Annotated in this window: 15 protein-coding genes and 3 tRNA genes; 11 read left to right on the forward strand and 7 right to left on the reverse strand. The window is 48.4% G+C overall.

Features of this window, described 5'->3' with window-relative positions; translation table 11 throughout:
• Position 1: 1 nt before the first annotated feature.
• Positions 2 to 667, forward strand: a complete 666-nt coding sequence (locus ACT53D_RS03860; RefSeq protein ID WP_194747655.1) for an amino acid kinase family protein — start codon at positions 2 to 4, stop codon at positions 665 to 667.
• Positions 668 to 687: 20 nt separating this feature from the next.
• On the opposite strand, the gene ACT53D_RS03865 is transcribed toward ACT53D_RS03860, so the two are convergent.
• Genes ACT53D_RS03865 through ACT53D_RS03880 form a run of 4 tightly spaced genes read right to left on the reverse strand, consistent with a single transcriptional unit; the run spans position 688 to position 6,614 of the window.
• Positions 688 to 3,819 carry an efflux RND transporter permease subunit gene (locus ACT53D_RS03865; protein WP_476154563.1) on the reverse strand — a complete coding sequence of 1,044 codons (3,132 nt, stop codon included), beginning with the start codon at positions 3,817 to 3,819 and terminating at the stop codon, positions 688 to 690.
• A 36-nt stretch (positions 3,820 to 3,855) separates the two neighbouring features.
• Positions 3,856 to 4,920 (reverse strand): efflux RND transporter periplasmic adaptor subunit, encoded by a 1,065-nt coding sequence (locus ACT53D_RS03870; protein WP_379076170.1) that lies wholly within the window; start codon positions 4,918 to 4,920, stop codon positions 3,856 to 3,858.
• Positions 4,917 to 6,335 (reverse strand): TolC family protein, encoded by a 1,419-nt coding sequence (locus ACT53D_RS03875; protein ID WP_476154565.1) that lies wholly within the window; start codon positions 6,333 to 6,335, stop codon positions 4,917 to 4,919. The genes ACT53D_RS03870 and ACT53D_RS03875 overlap by 4 nt, the downstream gene beginning before the upstream one ends.
• A gap of 42 nt (positions 6,336 to 6,377) precedes the next feature.
• Positions 6,378 to 6,614, reverse strand: a complete 237-nt coding sequence (locus tag ACT53D_RS03880) for a hypothetical protein (protein ID WP_194747649.1) — start codon at positions 6,612 to 6,614, stop codon at positions 6,378 to 6,380.
• Between the two features lie 145 nt (positions 6,615 to 6,759).
• On the opposite strand from ACT53D_RS03880, the gene ACT53D_RS03885 reads away from it, so the two are divergent.
• The 10 genes from ACT53D_RS03885 to ACT53D_RS03930 all read left to right on the forward strand — a co-directional run bounded on the left by ACT53D_RS03885 (position 6,760) and on the right by ACT53D_RS03930 (position 16,542).
• Positions 6,760 to 6,844, forward strand: a tRNA-Leu gene (locus tag ACT53D_RS03885).
• A gap of 159 nt (positions 6,845 to 7,003) precedes the next feature.
• The gene (locus ACT53D_RS03890; protein WP_338654183.1) at positions 7,004 to 7,378 is read left to right on the forward strand and encodes a RidA family protein; all 375 of its coding nucleotides are present in this window, start codon (positions 7,004 to 7,006) and stop codon (positions 7,376 to 7,378) included.
• Positions 7,379 to 7,713: 335 nt separating this feature from the next.
• Complete coding sequence (gene tig, locus ACT53D_RS03895; protein WP_275355307.1) at positions 7,714 to 9,024, forward strand: trigger factor; 1,311 nt, start codon at positions 7,714 to 7,716, stop codon at positions 9,022 to 9,024.
• A gap of 3 nt (positions 9,025 to 9,027) precedes the next feature.
• A complete protein-coding gene (gene clpP / locus ACT53D_RS03900; RefSeq protein WP_275355305.1) occupies positions 9,028 to 9,675 on the forward strand; it encodes an ATP-dependent Clp endopeptidase proteolytic subunit ClpP in 648 nt (215 codons plus the stop codon).
• A 27-nt stretch (positions 9,676 to 9,702) separates the two neighbouring features.
• Positions 9,703 to 10,992 carry an ATP-dependent Clp protease ATP-binding subunit ClpX gene (gene clpX / locus ACT53D_RS03905; protein ID WP_194747643.1) on the forward strand — a complete coding sequence of 430 codons (1,290 nt, stop codon included), beginning with the start codon at positions 9,703 to 9,705 and terminating at the stop codon, positions 10,990 to 10,992.
• A 136-nt stretch (positions 10,993 to 11,128) separates the two neighbouring features.
• On the forward strand, positions 11,129 to 13,561 hold the full coding sequence (gene lon / locus ACT53D_RS03910) for an endopeptidase La (RefSeq protein ID WP_194747641.1): 2,433 nt from the start codon (positions 11,129 to 11,131) through the stop codon (positions 13,559 to 13,561).
• 120 nt (positions 13,562 to 13,681) lie between these two features.
• Positions 13,682 to 13,954, forward strand: a complete 273-nt coding sequence (locus tag ACT53D_RS03915; RefSeq protein ID WP_018985281.1) for an HU family DNA-binding protein — start codon at positions 13,682 to 13,684, stop codon at positions 13,952 to 13,954.
• A gap of 60 nt (positions 13,955 to 14,014) precedes the next feature.
• A tRNA-Val gene (locus tag ACT53D_RS03920) sits at positions 14,015 to 14,090 on the forward strand.
• A gap of 163 nt (positions 14,091 to 14,253) precedes the next feature.
• Positions 14,254 to 14,330 (forward strand) — tRNA-Asp (locus tag ACT53D_RS03925).
• 313 nt (positions 14,331 to 14,643) lie between these two features.
• Positions 14,644 to 16,542 (forward strand): SurA N-terminal domain-containing protein, encoded by a 1,899-nt coding sequence (locus tag ACT53D_RS03930; RefSeq protein ID WP_476154568.1) that lies wholly within the window; start codon positions 14,644 to 14,646, stop codon positions 16,540 to 16,542.
• Between the two features lie 78 nt (positions 16,543 to 16,620).
• Here the strand turns inward: ACT53D_RS03930 and ACT53D_RS03935 are convergent, their stop codons facing one another.
• The 3 genes from ACT53D_RS03935 to ACT53D_RS03945 form a co-directional block, all read right to left on the reverse strand.
• Positions 16,621 to 17,238, reverse strand: coding sequence for a DUF1294 domain-containing protein (locus ACT53D_RS03935; RefSeq protein WP_476154570.1), 618 nt, complete (start codon positions 17,236 to 17,238; stop codon positions 16,621 to 16,623).
• 203 nt (positions 17,239 to 17,441) lie between these two features.
• A complete protein-coding gene (locus ACT53D_RS03940) occupies positions 17,442 to 17,963 on the reverse strand; it encodes a hypothetical protein (protein WP_476154572.1) in 522 nt (173 codons plus the stop codon).
• 118 nt (positions 17,964 to 18,081) lie between these two features.
• Positions 18,082 to 18,603 (reverse strand): hypothetical protein, encoded by a 522-nt coding sequence (locus ACT53D_RS03945; RefSeq protein WP_476154574.1) that lies wholly within the window; start codon positions 18,601 to 18,603, stop codon positions 18,082 to 18,084.
• Positions 18,604 to 18,868 lie beyond the last annotated feature (265 nt).

Here is an 18,868-nt window from a genome sequence, read left to right on the forward strand (position 1 = left end):
GATGTGGGTGATCAAGCTAGGGGGTAGCGTGACCCACTATGATAGCCTGATGCAATGGCTAAAGCTGGTGGTGCGCTGGGGGGATGGTAAGGTGATCATCGTCCCCGGGGGCGGTGTGTATGCTGATGCGGTACGTGAGTTCCAGCGTTTGCGGGCGACGATGCCTGAGGGACATATCGATGACAGTCAGGCGCATGCGCTGGCAATTTACGCCATGGATCAAATGGCACGTAGCCTGGTAGCGATGATGCCCGCGCTAACTCTGGTGCGTAATCCCTTTGAAATTGCAGAGCGTGGCTGGCAACACCGTGGCCTGGTCTGGTTGCCGAGTGAAATGGCATTAAACCAGGCATTTGCCACGGAATATCCGCTGCCGCACAGCTGGGACGTGACCTCGGATAGCCTGGCCGCGTGGTTGGCTTTGCAACTGGATGCTTGCCAGTTGTTGCTGGTGAAGTCTGATGAACGCTTGCTGAGCCTAGACCAGGCGCTGACATTGCCGCAATTGCAGGAGATGGGCATGATAGACACTGGAGTTACTGCGCTCCTCAAGCTGGCGCGGTTTAAAACCCGGGTGGTGCATCAGAGTCAATACATGCTGTGCGAGCACGGCTTTGATGCCAGCCATTTTGATCGTTGTGGCGTGACGAGTATTTCAACTGCGTAATGCAGGTTTAGCCAGGCGCATTATTGAGGGGCTGTCTGCTCAAACTTGCCAAAATGCAGCATGATCGTGGGCAGAATCAGCAAATTAAGAATTGTTGAAGACACCAGCCCGCCGACAATAATGGTCGCCATCGGGCCCTCAATCTCCCGCCCGGGTTCGCCGCTGCCAATGGCGAGCGGGAGTAAGCCTAACGCTGTCACCAATGCGGTCATGAGTACCGAAGGCAGCCGTTCTGAGGCGCCACGAATGCAGGTTTCCAGATTCCATTCACAGCCTTCATGATCCACCAGATGCTGGAAGTGCGATACCATCATGATGGAGTTGCGCAACGTGATGCCAAACAAGGTGACGAACCCCACCAATGTGCCTACCGAGATCCAGCCGCCACTAAAAAAGGTCACCACTACGCCGCCAATCAAGGCAAAAGGCAGATTGGCAAAGGCTAGCAGCAGGTTACGCAGCCGGCCAAACGCCATGTATAGCATGAGAAAAATGGCGATGCCAGCGACCAGCGAATGAACAATTAGGTCCTGACGCGATTGCGCGTTAGCTTCAGCCTCACCCGAAAATTCAAGATAGTTGCCGGGATTGAGTGTCATCTTTTCATGTAAAGCGCTTTGTATCTGTTTAAGCAATAATGTCTGGTCACGCCCGGCCATATTGGCGGTGACAGTTTGGATGCGTTTGGCACCTGAATGCAGGATTTTTGACCGTCCACCTTCCTGCGCAACATAAGCGACATCAGACAGCTTGAGCATCTGGCCTTCGGGGTTGAAAATGGGCAGGTTGCGCATATCGGCAATATCGTCGCGTGCAGCATCATTGAGCAGCACGCTGACACCGACCGCGCGATTGCCAATGTAAACCTGGTTGACCGGCACCCCTTCATAGCAGGCTTTAACCGTCTCCAGGACGTCCATAGGCTGCAACCCCCACAATGCCAGTTTTTCCTGCTTGAGCCGAATCACAATCTCTGGCGTTTCAGGCGGGGATTGCACCATGACATCACGAATGCCGCGTATCCCGGCCAATACACTGGCGACTTTTTGCGCATCTCTGTCCAGGGCATCCAGGTCCTGGCCGTAAATATTAATCACCAGGCCGGCGGCGTAGCCCGAGATGGTTTCTTCAATCCGCTCGGTTAAAAACGTATTCATGGCAAAATTGGCGCCGACAAATCCCACTTCCACTTTACCGTCATCCTCTTCGTCCGTGGATTCGCCAGCCAGCTCCTCTCGGATGGCATGAAAAATACGCTCCTGCTCAGCGCCGGGCAAGGTGCCAGTCTCGACCTCAAACTCGCTGTAGTGTGTGCCAAACGTATCTGCTGCATTCGGGGCCCGGCCTACCCATTGGGCGACCGTTTTCACTCCGGGGATTTCCAGCAGCGTTTTAGTGACCTGATTGCCCAGCTTGAGTGACTGCAGCTCTGAGGTCCCTGGCACGGTAGTCATGTGCAATACGTAGTGCCCTTCGTGCAGGGAGGGAATAAATTGGCTCCTGAATAAAGGCAGCAGCGCCAGACCGAGAGCAATACACACAAAGCTGCTCAGCAGAATGAGCTGATAATGCTGTTCAATGCGGTGGAGCAGGGCGACATAACGGTGCTTGAGCCAGTGTAATAAAGGTGATTCTTCCGCATCTAAAGGCGCTTTCGCCAGCAACAGATAACAGAGTGCGGGGGTAAGGGTGAGCGCGACGAATAATGAGGCTAAGATGGCAGAAATATAAGCGTAGCCCAATGGCGCGAACAATTTGCCTGCCACCCCTGTCAAGGTCAGCAACGGTAAAAATACCAGCGCGACAATCATGGTGGCGTAGACCACCGAACTGCGCACCTCCATCGAAGCTTGAAAAACCACGGTTGTCACCGGTTGTGGCTGTGCAAGCTGGCGGTTTTCGCGCAGGCGGCGGAAAATATTTTCCGTATCAATAATGGCGTCATCCACCACTTCGCCCAGTGCAATCGCCAGCCCCCCCAGCACCATGATATTCAGACCTGCACCACACTGGTAGAGCACCACAATGGCGGTTAGCAGTGACAAGGGAATGGCGGTGGCAGAAATGACGGCCGTACGCACGTTGAACAAAAATACAAACAAGACGGCGATGACCAGTATGGAACCAATCAATATATCGGAGCGCAGGCTGTGAATCGCCGTTTCAATAAAGTTGGCCGGGCGGAACAGGCCGGTGTGCAAGGTTGCTTGCGCGCGTTGCAAGCTGGGCTGTATCTCTGCCAGTTTTTGCTCCAGCTGTTTGGTGAGGGCGTATACGTTGGCCCCTAATTGCCCTTGCACCGACAGATAGACGCCCACCTTGCCATTGATAGCCGCACTGCTAATGGAGGGTGCCGCACCTTCTGCGACTTCGGCCACATCGCTGATGCGAATGGTCCGGCCAAGTTTGCGGAGCAGGGTGATGTGTGCGAGTTGCTGTGGTGTCGTGGTTTGCCCTTGCGTATTCAGAATGAGGCGCTGATTGTCATTTTGGATAAACCCGGCCCCTCTGACTCCAGTTGCGCGGGAGGCAGCATTGACGACATCTTGCACATTCAGCTGGTATAGCATCAATTTGCGCGGATCAATCTTGATTTGAAACTGACGCACTTGTCCGCCATAGACATTGACGTCAGCCACACCAGGTATGCTCATCAAATGCGGAGTCAGTTGCCAATCGACCAGGGTCCGTAGCGCCATCAGCGACAGCGTCTCCGAGGTAATACCCAGCCCGAGAACGGTACTGGCGGACGAGGTCAGTGGGGTCATTTTGGGAATAATGCCTGCAGGTAGCAGATTGCCCAGCATATTCAGGTGTTCCGCAACCATTTGCCGATTGCGGTATATGTCTGACTTGTCCTGGAAAACGACGGTGACGATGGACAAGCCTGGAATCGACTGCGAACGTAAGCTTTTGATGCCTATCGATCCGGAGAGCACGTTTTCAATCGGTTGTGTCACCATTTTTTCTACCAGGCTGGCGGACAAGCCCGGCGATTCGGTTTGAATCACCACTTGTGTTGGCGCAAACTCTGGAAAAACATTCAGGTCGCTCTGTTGCAGGCTATAAACACCATACAGTACTACCAGCAGGGCCAGGCCGATGATGACACCGTAAAAGCGGATGGAAAATCTGACCAAGGCTGCCATCATGGTTTGAAATCTCTATTTTTTTCAAACAGTTGCAGATTAATCTTCATTTTCATTCTTGATCTGAAATTTGAACTCTTCCGACAGCAGCAACTGTGCACCATGGGTGACGACTTCTGTGCCGGGCGTTAAATGGGTATCGAACCAGCCGTGCTCAAGTTCAATGTCAGAAGCCACCGGTTTGCGCAAAAAGGTATCTGGCTGGGTCTTGATGTAAATCCAGGCGATGCCCCCGTGCCAGGCAATCGCCTGGTTAGGCACCAGTACGCCCTTGAGTGATTTTGACGAGGCCTCGGCCGGAACCACATTGACCCGCATGCCTACCCGCAAATAATCGGCGGGCGCACTGTAAAAATAGGTTTTTCCGATATTGCTGATATCAGTTTGGATCGATTGCGAAACAAACTCTGCCCGAATGGGGGTGACTTCATCTTGAATTGGGGTCAGATAAACAACGGAATCGGTGGCTGGTGCCTCATAATTCAACGGAAAACTGACTTGTACCAGTACTTTTTTTTGCTTGATCAAGTCATTGAGCGGGCCTTGCGAAGGTTGCTGGGTGATGAGGGTGGCCAGTGGTTTGCCCCATTGTGCCACGATGGTGTCTGTGAGCGCCCTGAGTTGCTCTTGTGTCGTTTTGATATGCGTCTGGTCGCTAATCATCACTGACTGTGCCTCTTGTAGTGCCTTGTCAGAGATATTTTTGTCATCTTCGTTCAGTTGCTTGTAACGCTGGTATTGCAGTTGATGGTTAGGCAACATGTTTTCAGCCAGTGCCAATTGTGACTTGAGTAGCTGATACTGGCTGTTGTAGTCCACCAGTGTCTGGATTGAGATCACTGAACCCAGCACCTTGATATTGCCATGATATTGATAGGCTTGAAGAGGCTGCACCTGGATGCCACTGTTTTTTTGCGTGGCTGCATTCAATTTGACCACTTGTAACCCATTTTGCTCGCTTACTCTTGAGGGGCCTTCAATGGTTTCATCACCGTCATTCTGGACGGATTCATACTCGTCGCGACCGACAATGGCAACGCACCATATCAGAACCACAATGAGTAAAACCTGAACCACAATAATCCACAGCGCTTTTTTATTCATTTGGCTGTTGCCTCTTGCTGTTGTTTTAGGGTGACCACCGGGCGCTGTGACAGCGCGATGGGTGTTTGCATTACGTTTTCAATCTCTTGCAACGCCCGCATGACATTGGCTTGCTGCAAAATGAGCCGTTGCTGCGCATTGTAAAATTGAATTTCGGCTTGCAAGTATTCCACTTTGTCGATCAGTCCTTGCCGCCACTGCTTTTCAAGCTGGGCCTTTCTCTGCATTTGCTGTTCATAGGTTTGTGTCAATGTGACCAGCAAATGCGCGCTATCGCGGTATTTGACATGCACCTGCTCTGAAGATTGAATCACCTGATGCTGTAAGGCATAAAATCGCGCAGCTTCATTCAGTCTCACTTGCTCGGCTTGTGCCCACAAATCCGAATTGCGGTTGAGCAGGTTCAGCATGGTGCTCAATCCCAATGACCAGATTTTATCGCCATATTCATACATGATGCCGGGGCTGAGCGAGAGGTTGGGGTAGCGCTTGGCCATCTCCAGTTTCAGTTGCGACTCAGCCTTGGCATATTGTGCTAAGCCGCGTTGAATGTCCATGCGGTTGGTCAGCGCATAATGTTGTATGGTGGTCGCATCGGCATATACCGCTGCATGCGCAAAGCGCTCCTTGAGAATTTGGGAAAGCTGGACTGGCGCCAGTTTAAACAGCGGGTTGTTTTGTGTGGTCAGTCCGGCATCATGCAAGATTTTCTGCTCGGTCTGTTTGATTTGAACACTGGTTTGCTGCAACTGCCAGGCTGACTGGTCACGCTGCAAACGAATCGGCAGCACGTCAGATTGCCCTGCGACTCCCACATCCAGCCGTTTCTGGTAAGCATCCAGCAATTGATCCTGTGCTGTTTGCAATTTGCTCAAGTTTGCCAGCATGGCTTGCTGCTCTGCCAGCAAAATCAAGTCTACGCTCAATTGCTGCCTGAGCATCCACGCCGTTTCCGCGATCTGTATTTTGGCGATGTCAGCCTGATATTGCGCGATTTCAATGCTGATTTGTCGCTTGTTAGCAGTAATCAGCGGGATACTCACTTGCAGGCTATAAGCCCAGGGGCTGATGTCACCATTGGCCTGGTTGCTATGCGCTAACTGGCTGTTCAAGCCGACTTGCGGCCGGAGTCCGGCACTGGTGATGCTGGCGAGCGCAACTGCGTAATCGGATTTTGCAACTTTAAGGGCTGGATGAAAATAAAGCGCAGATAAGGTCAGGCTATCCAAATCCCAGGTCTGGATAGGCCAGGCGGTCTGGGGTGCATTGCTTAGAACAAACGTCTTGAAGCCATCTTCATCCGGCACCGCTTCATGGATGGTGGTAATGTTTTCTTGTTGAGGAATCGGGTGTGGCTGAAAAGCAGTGCCGCAAGCAGTCAGTAACCATGGAAAAGCAAAAGCTAGCAGACGCATCACATCTCAAGCCCGCATGTCAGACATGCACTTCACCAGAACTTAGTTGACGATGGTCGCGTGAACAGCGTCCAGCGCGTCTTGTAACAGGTCTTCTGGCAGCTGATTAATGGTCGTGGCCAATAAATCAGCAGCTTCCACCGTGCGAATTGGCAAATCCGGTGTGTTGAGTTCTGCAATGAGTCCGGCAGCCACCCCGGTGATTTTGAGCAAAATTTCACGCTCTCGCATCAAGAGCTCAAGTTCCGCTCTAAGCATGTTTTCTTCGGCTGAATGCATATCCTGTCCTATAACAACGTTTTTATGATGATTAATCTGGCATCTTGCAGTTGAACGGCTGGCTTGTCAATCTGAACTCGGCAAGTTTGTGAAAGCTGATGCAATTAGGGTATACTATCGAATTGTCAGCGAACGATGGCAGTATGCGAAAGTGGCGAAATTGGTAGACGCACTGGATTTAGGTTCCAGCGCCTCGCGGCGTGAGAGTTCGAGTCTCTCCTTTCGCACCACCTCACCCGATGGGGGAGGATACAAATTAAAGGCTTCCTTTGCGGAGGCCTTTGTTGTTTTTGGTGGCCGTTCAATGGTCATGATAGAGCGGCCTAAGCAAATGATCTGGATTGATTTGAGCGAGTCATCTTTGAATGACGCTCTGAAAGGAACGAAAAATGAATATTGTACAAACAGCGAATGCACCAGCCGCGATCGGGCCTTACGCACAAGGTGTTGTCGTCGGGAATATGCTTTATACCTCAGGCCAAATCGCCTTGCGCCCGGATGGCACGCTCAATGATGGCGATATTGAGACCCAGACGCGTCAAGTACTATCCAATTTGCAGGCTATTATCGAGGCTGCAGGGGGCAGTTTGCAGCAAGTTGTGAAAACAACCGTGTTTCTCAAGAATCTGGATGATTTTGTGGCGATGAATCAGGTGTATGCCGAAGTGTTCGGCACGCATACCCCGGCACGCTCCACGGTACAAGTAGCCAAATTGCCGCGCGATGTGCTGGTTGAGATTGAGACGATTGTTGCGCTTGCTTAATATGGCGAGTAAACATTGCTAAGCTAGGTGGCTTGCAATTAAAGTGCTTAGCCCCATCTTCGATTCATGTAGTGAGTATTTCGCATTTTGATGGGGTTGTCGTTTAAAAGTACAGTGTCTTTAGCCATGTGTTGTGCGCAGTTGCGCTAAACTGGCTTTAAGTTTATTTCAATTCAGACTTGTGTTATATTTTTACGCTCTTTTTTCATCATTTGATCGCCGGCCTCTGCCTTTAGAGTGTGGTCAGGTTGTGTGAAAACATTATTAAATGCGCATTCAATGGCGCTCACTTACATAACCCATCGTTAAATAACGATTTTTACAGGAAGTTCAGCATGGCAGCAGTATCTGTTGAAACAGTCAGCAACTTGGAACGTCGCATGACAATCAAAGTCCCTTTGGCACCGCTGGAAGGGCAAATCAGACAACGTTTACAGCAAATTTCACGTACCGCCAAGTTTGCTGGTTTCCGTCCGGGCAAAGCGCCCATGGGTTTGGTCAACCAGCACTACGGCAATCAGGTCCGCGATGAAGTGTACTCCAAAGCGGTAGAAACCAGCTTTGGTGAAGCGGTAGAGCAGAATCAGCTGCGTGTGGCAGGCTTCCCGAATATCGAGCATATTCCGTTTAAGGATGCTGCAGAGGAATTTGAATACATTGCTACTTTCGAAATTTTCCCGGAAGTGAAACTGGGCGATCTGAGCAAAGTCAAAATTGAGCGTCCAGCCTTAGAGTTGACCGATGCCGATGTGGAAAAAACATTGGATGTGTTGGTGAAGCAGCGCGTGAGCTATGAGCCGGTCAAACGCATGTCGAAAAAGGGTGACCGCATTAACATTACTTTGACCGCTTCTATTGATGGTGAGCAGGTTGAAAGTACTGGCGACCGTGGTATTGATCTTGTGATCGGTGAACCAGGCCGTGTGAAAGAATTTGACGATGCGTTGATCGGTGGCAAAGCTGGTACCGAAAAAACATTTGAGATCACTTATCCGGAAGATCACAATCCGGCGCAGTTGGCAGGTAAAGCTGTGTCTTATGCGGTGAAGTTTGTTTCTGTGTCGCAGCCAGTCTACCCTGAAGTGGATGCTGAGTTTGCGAAAAGCCTCGGGGTGGAAGATGGCAACATCGACACCATGAAAGCTGAAATCAAGCAAAGCCTTGAGCAAGAAGTAGATAAACGTATCAAGGCACGGGTTAAAGAGTCTGTCTTCCAGGCCTTGGTCGATGAGAGCAGCTTTGAATTGCCTAAAGCAGTGATTGCGGCCGAGACTAATCGTTTGATGCAGGTTGCTGCACAAAACCTGCGTCAGCGCGGCGTGGATCCGGCACAAGTGCCTATGGAGCCTTCTGTGTTTGAAACGCAGGCACAGCGCAATGCCAAGTTGCGTTTGGTTTTAACTGAGTTGGTCAACACCAACAACTTGCAGGCCAATGCCGATCAGGTACGTGCGATGGTAGATACTTTCGCTCAAAGCTTTGAGAAACCTGAAGAGCTGGTCAACTGGTATTATGCAGATGTGAAACGTCTGGATGAGCCAGCGGCCTTGGCAACCGAAGAAAATGTTGTTGCCTGGGTGTTGGAAAAAGCCAAAGTAACAAACAAAAAAATTAAATTTGATGAATTGATGATGGCAGGTGCTTAAACCATGAATTATATGAACGCGAACGAAGGCATGATGCAACAACGTATGGAGCCACAAGGCCTGGGATATATCCCTATGGTTATTGAGCAGAGTGGCCGAGGAGAGCGTTCATATGACATCTATTCCAGGCTGCTCAAAGAACGCGTCATTTTTCTGGTGGGGCCGGTCAATGACATGACCGCCAATCTGGTGGTGGCGCAGTTGCTGTTCCTTGAGGCCGAGAATCCTGACAAGGACATTTCTCTCTACATTAACTCTCCCGGTGGCTCGGTCACTGCGGGGATGTCTATCTATGACACCATGCAGTTCATCAAGCCCGATGTCAGCACGCTGTGTATCGGTCAAGCGGCCAGCATGGGCGCGTTCCTGCTGACCGCTGGTGCGAAAGGCAAGCGTTTCTGCCTGCCTAACTCACGCGTGATGATTCACCAGCCGCTGGGTGGCTTCCAGGGCCAGGCGTCTGATATCGAGATCCATGCCAAAGAGATTTTGTACCTCAAGGACAAACTCAATGGCATCATGGCCCATCACACTGGCCAAAGTATTGAAACCATTGCCAACGATACCGATCGTGACAATTTTATGAGTGCTGACGCTGCCAAAGCTTATGGTTTGGTAGATCAGGTGATTGCCGCACGTAGCGCTGCTTAATCAGCGCGTAACTAGCAGGGGAATAGCATGGCAAACAAATCTGACAGCGAGAAGCTGTTATATTGCTCGTTTTGTGGCAAAAGTCAGCATGAAGTGAAAAAACTGATTGCAGGCCCCTCTGTGTTTATTTGTGATGAATGCGTTGATTTATGCAATGACATTATTCGTGAAGAAATCCAGAGCCTTAACGAAATCAAGTCCGCAGACAAAAAATTGCCGACGCCACAAGAAATCTGCTCTATTTTGGATCAGTATGTGATTGGCCAAATACAGGCGAAAAAAAATCTGTCTGTTGCGGTGTATAACCACTACAAACGTCTGGGGTATAACCCTTTGTCTGACGGCAACCAGTCTGGCAAAGATGATGTTGAGGTACAAAAAAGCAACATTTTGCTGATTGGACCAACCGGCTCTGGCAAAACATTGCTGGCGCAGACCTTGGCACGTTTGCTGGATGTGCCTTTTGTGATGGCGGATGCGACCACACTGACCGAAGCCGGTTATGTGGGTGAGGATGTTGAAAACATCATGCAGAAACTGCTGCAAAAGTGTGATTACGATGTAGAAAAAGCACAGCGCGGCATTGTTTATATTGATGAAGTCGACAAGATTTCCCGTAAGTCTGATAACCCGTCAATCACCCGTGACGTGTCTGGTGAAGGCGTGCAACAGGCCTTGTTGAAACTGATCGAAGGCACGATTGCCTCGGTGCCACCACAAGGTGGACGCAAGCATCCTAATCAGGAGTTTGTGCAGTTGGATACCACCAACATTCTGTTTATCTGCGGCGGCGCTTTTGACGGGCTGGAAAAAGTCATTCGTCACCGTTCAGAAAAAGGCGGTATTGGTTTTGGTGCCGAAGTGAAGAGCAAAGAAGATGTACGCGCGGTTGGCGAAGTTTTGCGTGAAGTGGAGCCGGAAGATCTGATCAAGTTTGGTTTGATTCCTGAGTTCATTGGACGTCTGCCAGTCGTGGCGACACTTGAGTCTCTTGATGAGGCTGCACTGATGACGATTCTGGTAGAACCCAAAAACGCGCTGACCAAGCAATACATGAAGCTGTTCAAAATGGAAGGCGTTGAGCTGGAGTTTGAAGAGTCTGCCTTGCGTCTAATTGCTAAAAAAGCGCTGGAACGTAAAACCGGTGCACGTGGCCTGCGTTCGATTCTCGAGCACGCTTTGCTAGACCTGATGTATGAGCTGCCATCTCTCAAAAACTTGTCTAAAGTGATTGTAGATGCTGGCGTGATTGAACACACCTCCGAACCAATTCTGATTTATCAGGATGCACAAAAACGCGTTGAAAACGCACATTAAATCCCGCTTGCAATAGCCGTCCGGCTATTGCAAGATAGCATCTAATAGCATGAGATGCTTGCTCTCTTGAATTCTCAAAGAATGTTCCCATCTATATGCAAAGGACTTGTTCCTTTGACACTTATTGAAAGACGCTATGACAGAACACACTTTGCTTGACTCCGAGACACCGGAAAACGCTTTAATCCCTTTATTGCCTTTGCGCGATGTCGTCGTCTATCCCCACCTGGTGATTCCATTGTTTGTTGGCCGGACTAAATCGGTCAAAGCGTTGGAGCGCGCTTCAGAGGGTGACAAAAAGATTTTGCTGGTTGCTCAAAAGTCAGCCAACAAAGACGATCCTGTGGCTGAAGATTTGTATGAAATCGGTACCCTGGCGACCGTGCTGCAAATGCTCAAGCTCCCGGATGGTACAGTGAAAGTCCTGGTAGAAGGCTTGCATCGCGTACGCGTTTCCGATTTTGTGGAGACTGACGAGTGCTTCATGGCCTTGGGTGAAGAAGTTGAGCAAACAGATCAGGATGACAAAGAGGCCGAAGCCTTGATGCGTACGGTCATGACCCAGTTTGATCAATACGTCAAACTGAATAAAAAGATTCCCCCCGAAATTCTGACTTCGCTGGCAACAATTAACGAGCCTGGTCGTTTGGCTGATACCATTTCAGCCCACTTGACGCTCAAGCTGGAAGAAAAGCAGAAAGTGCTTGAGATGCTCAGCGTGATTGAGCGTCTGGAGCATTTGCTCTACCTGATGGAGTCTGAAATCGACATCCTGCAGGTTGAAAAACGCATCCGTGGCCGTGTTAAACGGCAGATGGAAAAAAGTCAGCGCGAGTACTACCTCAATGAGCAGGTGAAAGCCATCCAGAAAGAACTCGGTGAGCAGGATGAAAATGCCGAGATGGAAGAGCTGGACCAGCGCATTAAAAACGCAGCCATGCCTAAAGAAGCATTAGCCAAAGTCACCGCCGAGTTCAAGAAGCTGAAACTGATGTCACCGATGTCAGCTGAAGCTTCTGTGGTACGTAACTACATTGATACTCTGTTAAATCTGCCATGGAAAAAGAAAACCAAAATCAGCAAAGACTTGCAGGCAGCAGAAGCGATTCTGGATGCGGATCACTATGGTCTTGATAAAGTCAAAGAGCGTATTGTGGAATATCTGGCAGTACAGCAGCGTGTTGGCAAGCTCAAAGCCCCAATTTTGTGCTTGGTGGGCCCTCCAGGGGTCGGTAAAACCTCGCTGGGACAGAGTATCGCCAAAGCGGTCAACCGTAAGTTTGTGCGCATGGCTTTAGGCGGTGTGCGTGATGAGGCGGAGATTCGCGGCCATCGCCGTACCTATATTGGCTCCATGCCAGGCAAAGTGCTGCAAAGCATGACTAAAGTTGGGGTGAAAAACCCGTTGTTCCTGCTTGATGAAGTCGACAAAATGGGCCAGGACATGCGCGGTGATCCGTCTTCAGCTTTGCTGGAGGTGTTGGATCCAGAACAAAACCATACCTTTGCTGACCACTATGTCGAGGTTGATTATGACCTGAGCGACGTCATGTTTGTCGCGACGGCTAACAGTATGAATATCCCCGAGCCGTTATTGGACCGGATGGAGATTATTCGTCTGTCAGGGTATACCGAAGATGAGAAGATCAATATTGCGCAACGCTACTTGTTACCCAAGCAGCTTAAAGCCCATGGCTTGAAGTCTACCGATATTTCGGTGGCGGAAAGTGTGCTGCGCGATATCGTGCGTTACTACACCCGTGAAGCGGGGGTGCGTCGCCTGGAGCAGGAAATTGCCAAGGTCTGCCGTAAAGCAGTCAAAGAGCAATTGCTGGCAAAAGGCAAAACCAAAACCGTTAAAAAGATTAACATCACCAGCAAGAATATTGAGCAATACCTGGGCGTCAAGCGCTATGACTTTGGTGTTGCCGCTAAAGATAACCAGGTAGGGCAGGTGACAGGCTTGGCATGGACCTCGGTAGGCGGTGAATTGTTGACCATTGAGGCGGTGACTTTGCCTGGTAAGGGTAAAACGATCACCACAGGTAAGTTAGGCGATGTGATGCAAGAGTCTGTCACTGCGGCCATGAGTGTGGTACGTAGCCGTTCAGAAGGATTGGGTATTCCGACCGACTTTTACGAGAAGAAGGATATTCATATCCACTTGCCAGAAGGTGCGACGCCTAAAGATGGTCCAAGTGCGGGTATTGCCTTAACCACTGCCTTTGTGTCTGTGCTGACGGGCATTCCAGCCCGAGCAGACGTGGCGATGACAGGCGAGATCACCTTGCGTGGGGAAGTGCTGGCGATTGGCGGCTTGAAAGAGAAATTGCTTGCCGCTCACCGTGGAGGGATTAAAACGGTATTGATTCCTTCAGCTAATGAAAAGGACCTGGTTGAAATCCCTGCCAACATCAAAAAGGATCTCGACATTCATTGCGTGAAGTGGATAGATCAGGTCCTGGATCTTGCGCTGGAAAGAGCACCGCAACCGTTGGCTGTGGAAGCGCCTGCAGTCGAGATTGTTGCCGCTGGCGAAGGGAATGCCGAGCAAGCTGTCACGCATTAGTAAAATTGATGCGAATTATTGTCAAAAGGCCGGAATACCGCTTGACAGCTCGTTTTGCGGCTTGATATAAAGACGGTACAGGATGTACCTGTCTTTTTAACTAGTTATTAGGGGAAACACGTGAATAAATCAGAATTGATAGATCATATTGCAAGTGCTGCTGGTATTTCTAAAGCCGCTGCGGCTCGTGCTCTGGATGCAACAACTGAGGCTATTTCCGGTGCATTGAAAAAAGGTGATATGGTGACCTTGATTGGTTTTGGTACATTCTATGTAGGTGAGCGTTCTGCCCGTTCTGGCCGTAATCCTCGTACCGGCGCAACAATTAACATCAAAGCTGCTAAATCTCCTAAATTTAGGGCTGGTAAAGGCCTTAAAGATGCTGTAAACTAGCATTCTTTGGTTGAGCAGCGTTTGTTGCTTAACTGCAGTAGCAACACCAGTGGTTGTTACGGGTGCTTAGCTCAGTTGGTAGAGCGTCGCCCTTACAAGGCGAATGTCAGCGGTTCGACCCCGTTAGCACCCACCAAACAATTTAAATTAAGAGTGCGAAGTTTGCGCTCTTAATTTTTTGAGTGACACGGTACTTAAGAAGTTACTTTAATTAGCAATGCTAAGTACCGAATAAGTAATTAAAAAAATTAGTTGATTTTATAAAAAACAATGTTATAATTTCAGCTTAACGATTACCGGGAGCGGTAGTTCAGTTGGTTAGAATACCGGCCTGTCACGCCGGGGGTCGCGGGTTCGAGCCCCGTCCGCTCCGCCAAATAAAAGCCCTGATTATTCAGGGCTTTTTTCTTTTTATTCGATTAAAACACTTCTCATTTGTTCACTTGATATTCCAAATTTGGAATCAGGTTTATCTTGTATGTTTGTCAGTATCGACTGCTGTTCTTTCCCATTCGTTTTAATCTCTCAGACCTCCAGCGCTTATTTGATCGAGTGCATTGGCTAACGTACGGTTTATTTTTGGATCAAATCTTTGGGTGTAATGCCTGAAGGGTGTTGCACTCAGGCGGTTTTAATCGCTTTATGGTATAGTTTGCTGTTGCAAAAAATCAGGTAATGGAAACGATAAAATGTTGGAAGCACTTAGAAAACATACACAAGGATGGATGGCAAAAATCATTCTGGCACTGATTGTGGTGCCGTTTGCATTGTTTGGCATCGACTCCTATTTGAATCAGGCGGGTGGGCAGGTTGCAGTGGCCAAAGTTGATGGCCAGAAGATATCCCTGCAGGAATATTCTAACGCCGTGGAAAATGCGCGTAACTATATGCAGTCCCAGGGACAAAAAGTCGATACGGCTTTGCTCGAAAGCCCGGCTTTCAAGCAATCTGTGCTGGAAGGCATCATTACACGTCGGCTGATTGAGGGTGCGATTCATGATTACCGCTTTAAAATCAGTGACGAGCAACTCAGCCAGCATATTCTTGGCATGCCCGAGTTTCAAAGCAACGGTAAGTTTTCTGAGGAAACCTACAACCAGTTGCTGACACAAAACAAGCTGACACCAGCCAAATTTGAGCAGAGCATACGCAAAGACCTCGCGGTCCAGCAGGTAAGAGAAGGCCTGAGCAATCTGGTCTTTATGCCAAAAAAAGTCGCTGAGAAATCGCTGATGTCCGAGTTTGAACAGCGTGAAGTCAGCGTGACCGATATTAAAGTAGCTGACTTTATGAATCAGGTGACGGTGACGCCTGAGCAGGTACAAGCGTATTACAACCAGCATAAAACTAAATTCATTGCACCAGCCAAGGTGAAGTTACAGTTTGCTTTGCTCTCTGCTGCAGGCCTGATGGGTCAAGTCAGCGTGACTGACCAAGAAGTTAAGCAATACTATGATGAAAATGCGGCTAAATTTCAGGGCAATGAACAACGTCAGGCCAGCCATATTTTGATCGGCTTTAATAGCACTGCCACGTCTGCTGAAAAAGCCGCTGCCAAAGAAAAGGCAGAGTCCATTCTCAAGCAGGTCAAGGCCAATCCTAAGAGTTTTGAAAAGCTGGCAATTGAGTTTTCACAAGACACAGGCTCAGCAGGCAAGGGCGGCGATTTAGGCAGTTTTGGCCGTGGTGCGATGGTCAAGTCTTTTGAGGATGCAGCTTTCTCGATGAAAGTTGGCGATATCAGCGATTTGGTGGAATCTGAGTTCGGCTACCATATCATCAAGCTGACAGGCATTACAGGCGAATCTTCTGATTTTGATTCGATGAAGCTCAAAATCAAAGCCGAATTGTTGTTCCAGAAAGCACAAGCTAAATATGCAGAATTGGCCGATGATTTTGGCAATACTGTGTATGAGCAATCTGGCAGCCTGGAGCCAGCGGTCAAGAAATTTAACCTGCAATTGCAGTCTTCTCCAGCCATGAGCAAAGATGAAGTCGCCAAGTTCTTCAAAAGCGATCGTTTTGCTTCCTTGGTGTTCTCCGATGACGTGCTTAAAGATAAACGCAATACCGAAGCCGTTGAGGTATCACCGAATAACCTGGTATCTGCACGAGTGGTTGAGTACAGCCCAGAAGCGCCTCGTAGCTTTGATGAAGTAAAAGCCGGTATTGAAGGCTTGCTCAAAGCTGAAGCCGCAGATAAATTGGTGCAGCAAAAAGGCGAGGCCTTGTTGGCTGAGCTGAAAGCCGGTAAAGCAAGCAATGCAGACTGGATTACGCCCGTGACGGTTGATCGCAGAAATGCGCAGGGCTTGAGCGATGGTGTGATGAGAAATGTGTTCAAGGTCAACACACATACACTGCCAGCATACTATGGCTTTAACGAGGCCAACAAAGGCTATACCGTGATTAAAGTGATTGCGGTGAACCAGAAGCTCAAAGACCAGCCAGATGTGGCTGACAGAGCCTTTAAAGTGTATCAGATTGCACTGGGGGCAGAGATGTCACATGCTTATGTGGCTTCACTCAAAGCCAAGAAAGATATTCAGTTCAATGCCAAAGTATTGTTATCCAAAGGTAACGAATAATTAGCTGAGTGAAGTGAAAAAAGGAGGGCATAGCCCTCCTTTTTTATTTCATGTCACTATGTTAATTAATACACCTGGCTAATTTAAAAATGTGCCAATCACGCGCTCTATAAAAGCAAATCCATCCATGGAAAGCAGCCACGCTAATGCCGCGCAGTTCAGAATAATAGTTACCCAAAAAATCACTTGAAAAGAAAGCTTCTTTGATTTGTGGCGAAACAGTTTCTGGCCAATAATGGCCCCAGGCCAGCCACCGATTAATGCCAATAGATGCAAGGTTTTTTCAGGGGTACGTCTATTGTTCTGCCTTGCAGCACTTTTATCCAGCTTGTAAGCAATGAGTGTGCAACTGCTCATCAGCAAATAGATCCCTAACACCCATAATGGCAGTTTTCCGGCGAAAACGGATATTGCCATGCAAACAAGAAAAATGATGGCAAATAGCAATAGAAACTGCCCATCCTTTGATCGCGATGGTGCATCAATGTATTGAACACACTCGGCTTTTAATTTCCCACTCGCATCTTTACTGACTTCATAACTCACAATCTCGTTGCCAATCGGCCGTCGCTGATGGTTTGAAAATGCAGTGATATGTACAAACACTTGCTTTCCGCTACTATTGGGCGTGATAAAGCCAAACCCTTGTTCGTCTTTCCAGGTGGTAACTCTGCCTTGATAACGAGTGCATTTCATAATTCATTTCTGTTAGATATCCGTTTGATCTGACTCGCTAGGTTTCGCCTTCATAGCGCATGAACTCTGCAACTCTTTGATAAGCTACCAAAGATAAGGAGACGAGAATGGCAGCAGCTTTTGCGAGCGTTCTCATAAACCCGCTAACGTTTGACCTAATCGGCGCCAGAGCGCAGCATTTTGGCATCCGGTTGACGGACTTGTTAGCAGTATTTCGCGTCATGAGTGTTCGATACCTCTCGACTGTATGCAGCTTTAAACTCAGTGAGTGTTCTGGCCTTGCCCCAAAGATCTGCGATATACTCGAACTCTTGTTCGAAGGGCTCGCGGAATGCATCGACGTCGGTAGCGTATTCACAGTTTCTGCTGAGCATAACTAGCCAATTTGGATACCCAAGACTGACAAAGAGTATGGTGAACTTGCCATTGAGCGACTCAATGGACTCTGCGCCAGACAAATACAAAGGCCGTAAACTCGCCACGTACTTTCCTGCAGCAAGTTGCTTGTCCAATGCCTCAGGGCCTTTGTAGCGCTCCAAAATCGTATGAGTCAACGGAGAAGCTTCTTCTAGTACTGTTGCTGCTGCAAGCAAGATAACGTCTAGATCATCACCTTCTTGATTGAGCTCCAATCGTTCAATTGCCCAGTCGATGCACGGTTGTATCTCACCTACACCAAGCGTAAGCATCATGTAGTGGCGCTGAAGTTGGTCGATGGCTTCCATGAGACTGCTAACGTTTGACATAAGGAGCTGGCGACATTGGTGGCTCCACCCTCGTTATTGAAAATTCCATCATCGAAGATTGCTTTCGCCAGTTCCTCTTGATGGGTTAGCGCTTGATTTAACGACCATCACACCCTCCTTTAGCTGTAGGTACATTTTGAAAATGTTGGTATTTAATACCATTCCAGCGCCATATAGCAGAACAGAAACTGATGCCACCAATAAGCATATCTGGAAAGCCTTTTGAACTATGTTTCATAACCTCATAGCCTGCAGCAGGAAAGACAAGATTGGGCTGATAGACACCTTTAACATCTTTGATGAATAGCCAAATTGAGCTGCCAGTAGCTCCTGAACTACATGTGTTACCACCCAAGATAACCACTTCAAAGGTTTTGTCTTTATTTAGATCAGTAATATCAATATCGAATTGAGCTTTTTCTTCACAGGTTGAGTCAACCAGTCTCTTTTTATCTGGAGCCACCTTGAAACCGAGACGTTGGAAAATTTGTTGTTTTTCGGAATTTGTTAAATCGCTCCCTTTTCCCTTGAAGAGTAGTGCCGTGTCATCAATTGCCGCCCCAGAAAGAGCGGGAATAAGAATACAGAGAAAAAGAAAAATGGCGGAGATGTATTTCATAAGCGCTAACGTTAATTAGACCCCAAAAACGAACCTAAGCTTTTATATAGGATGGGATATATAAATATTAAAAAATAAATTTATAGCTAAAACACAATTTTTTATAAATTTTTAGTACACCATAATTAAATGGTTGAATAAATTTTTAGTGCACCTTAAATTTTTTTATTTTTTAGATTGTTTTGAAGATACTGTGTAATTTAGTGCATTGTTATTAAGCAGTGCAAGTATTCGGCATTTGGCCATAAAAAAACGCCTGGCTTTT

The sequence above is a fragment of the Methylophilus sp. DMC16 genome, from assembly GCF_056314045.1.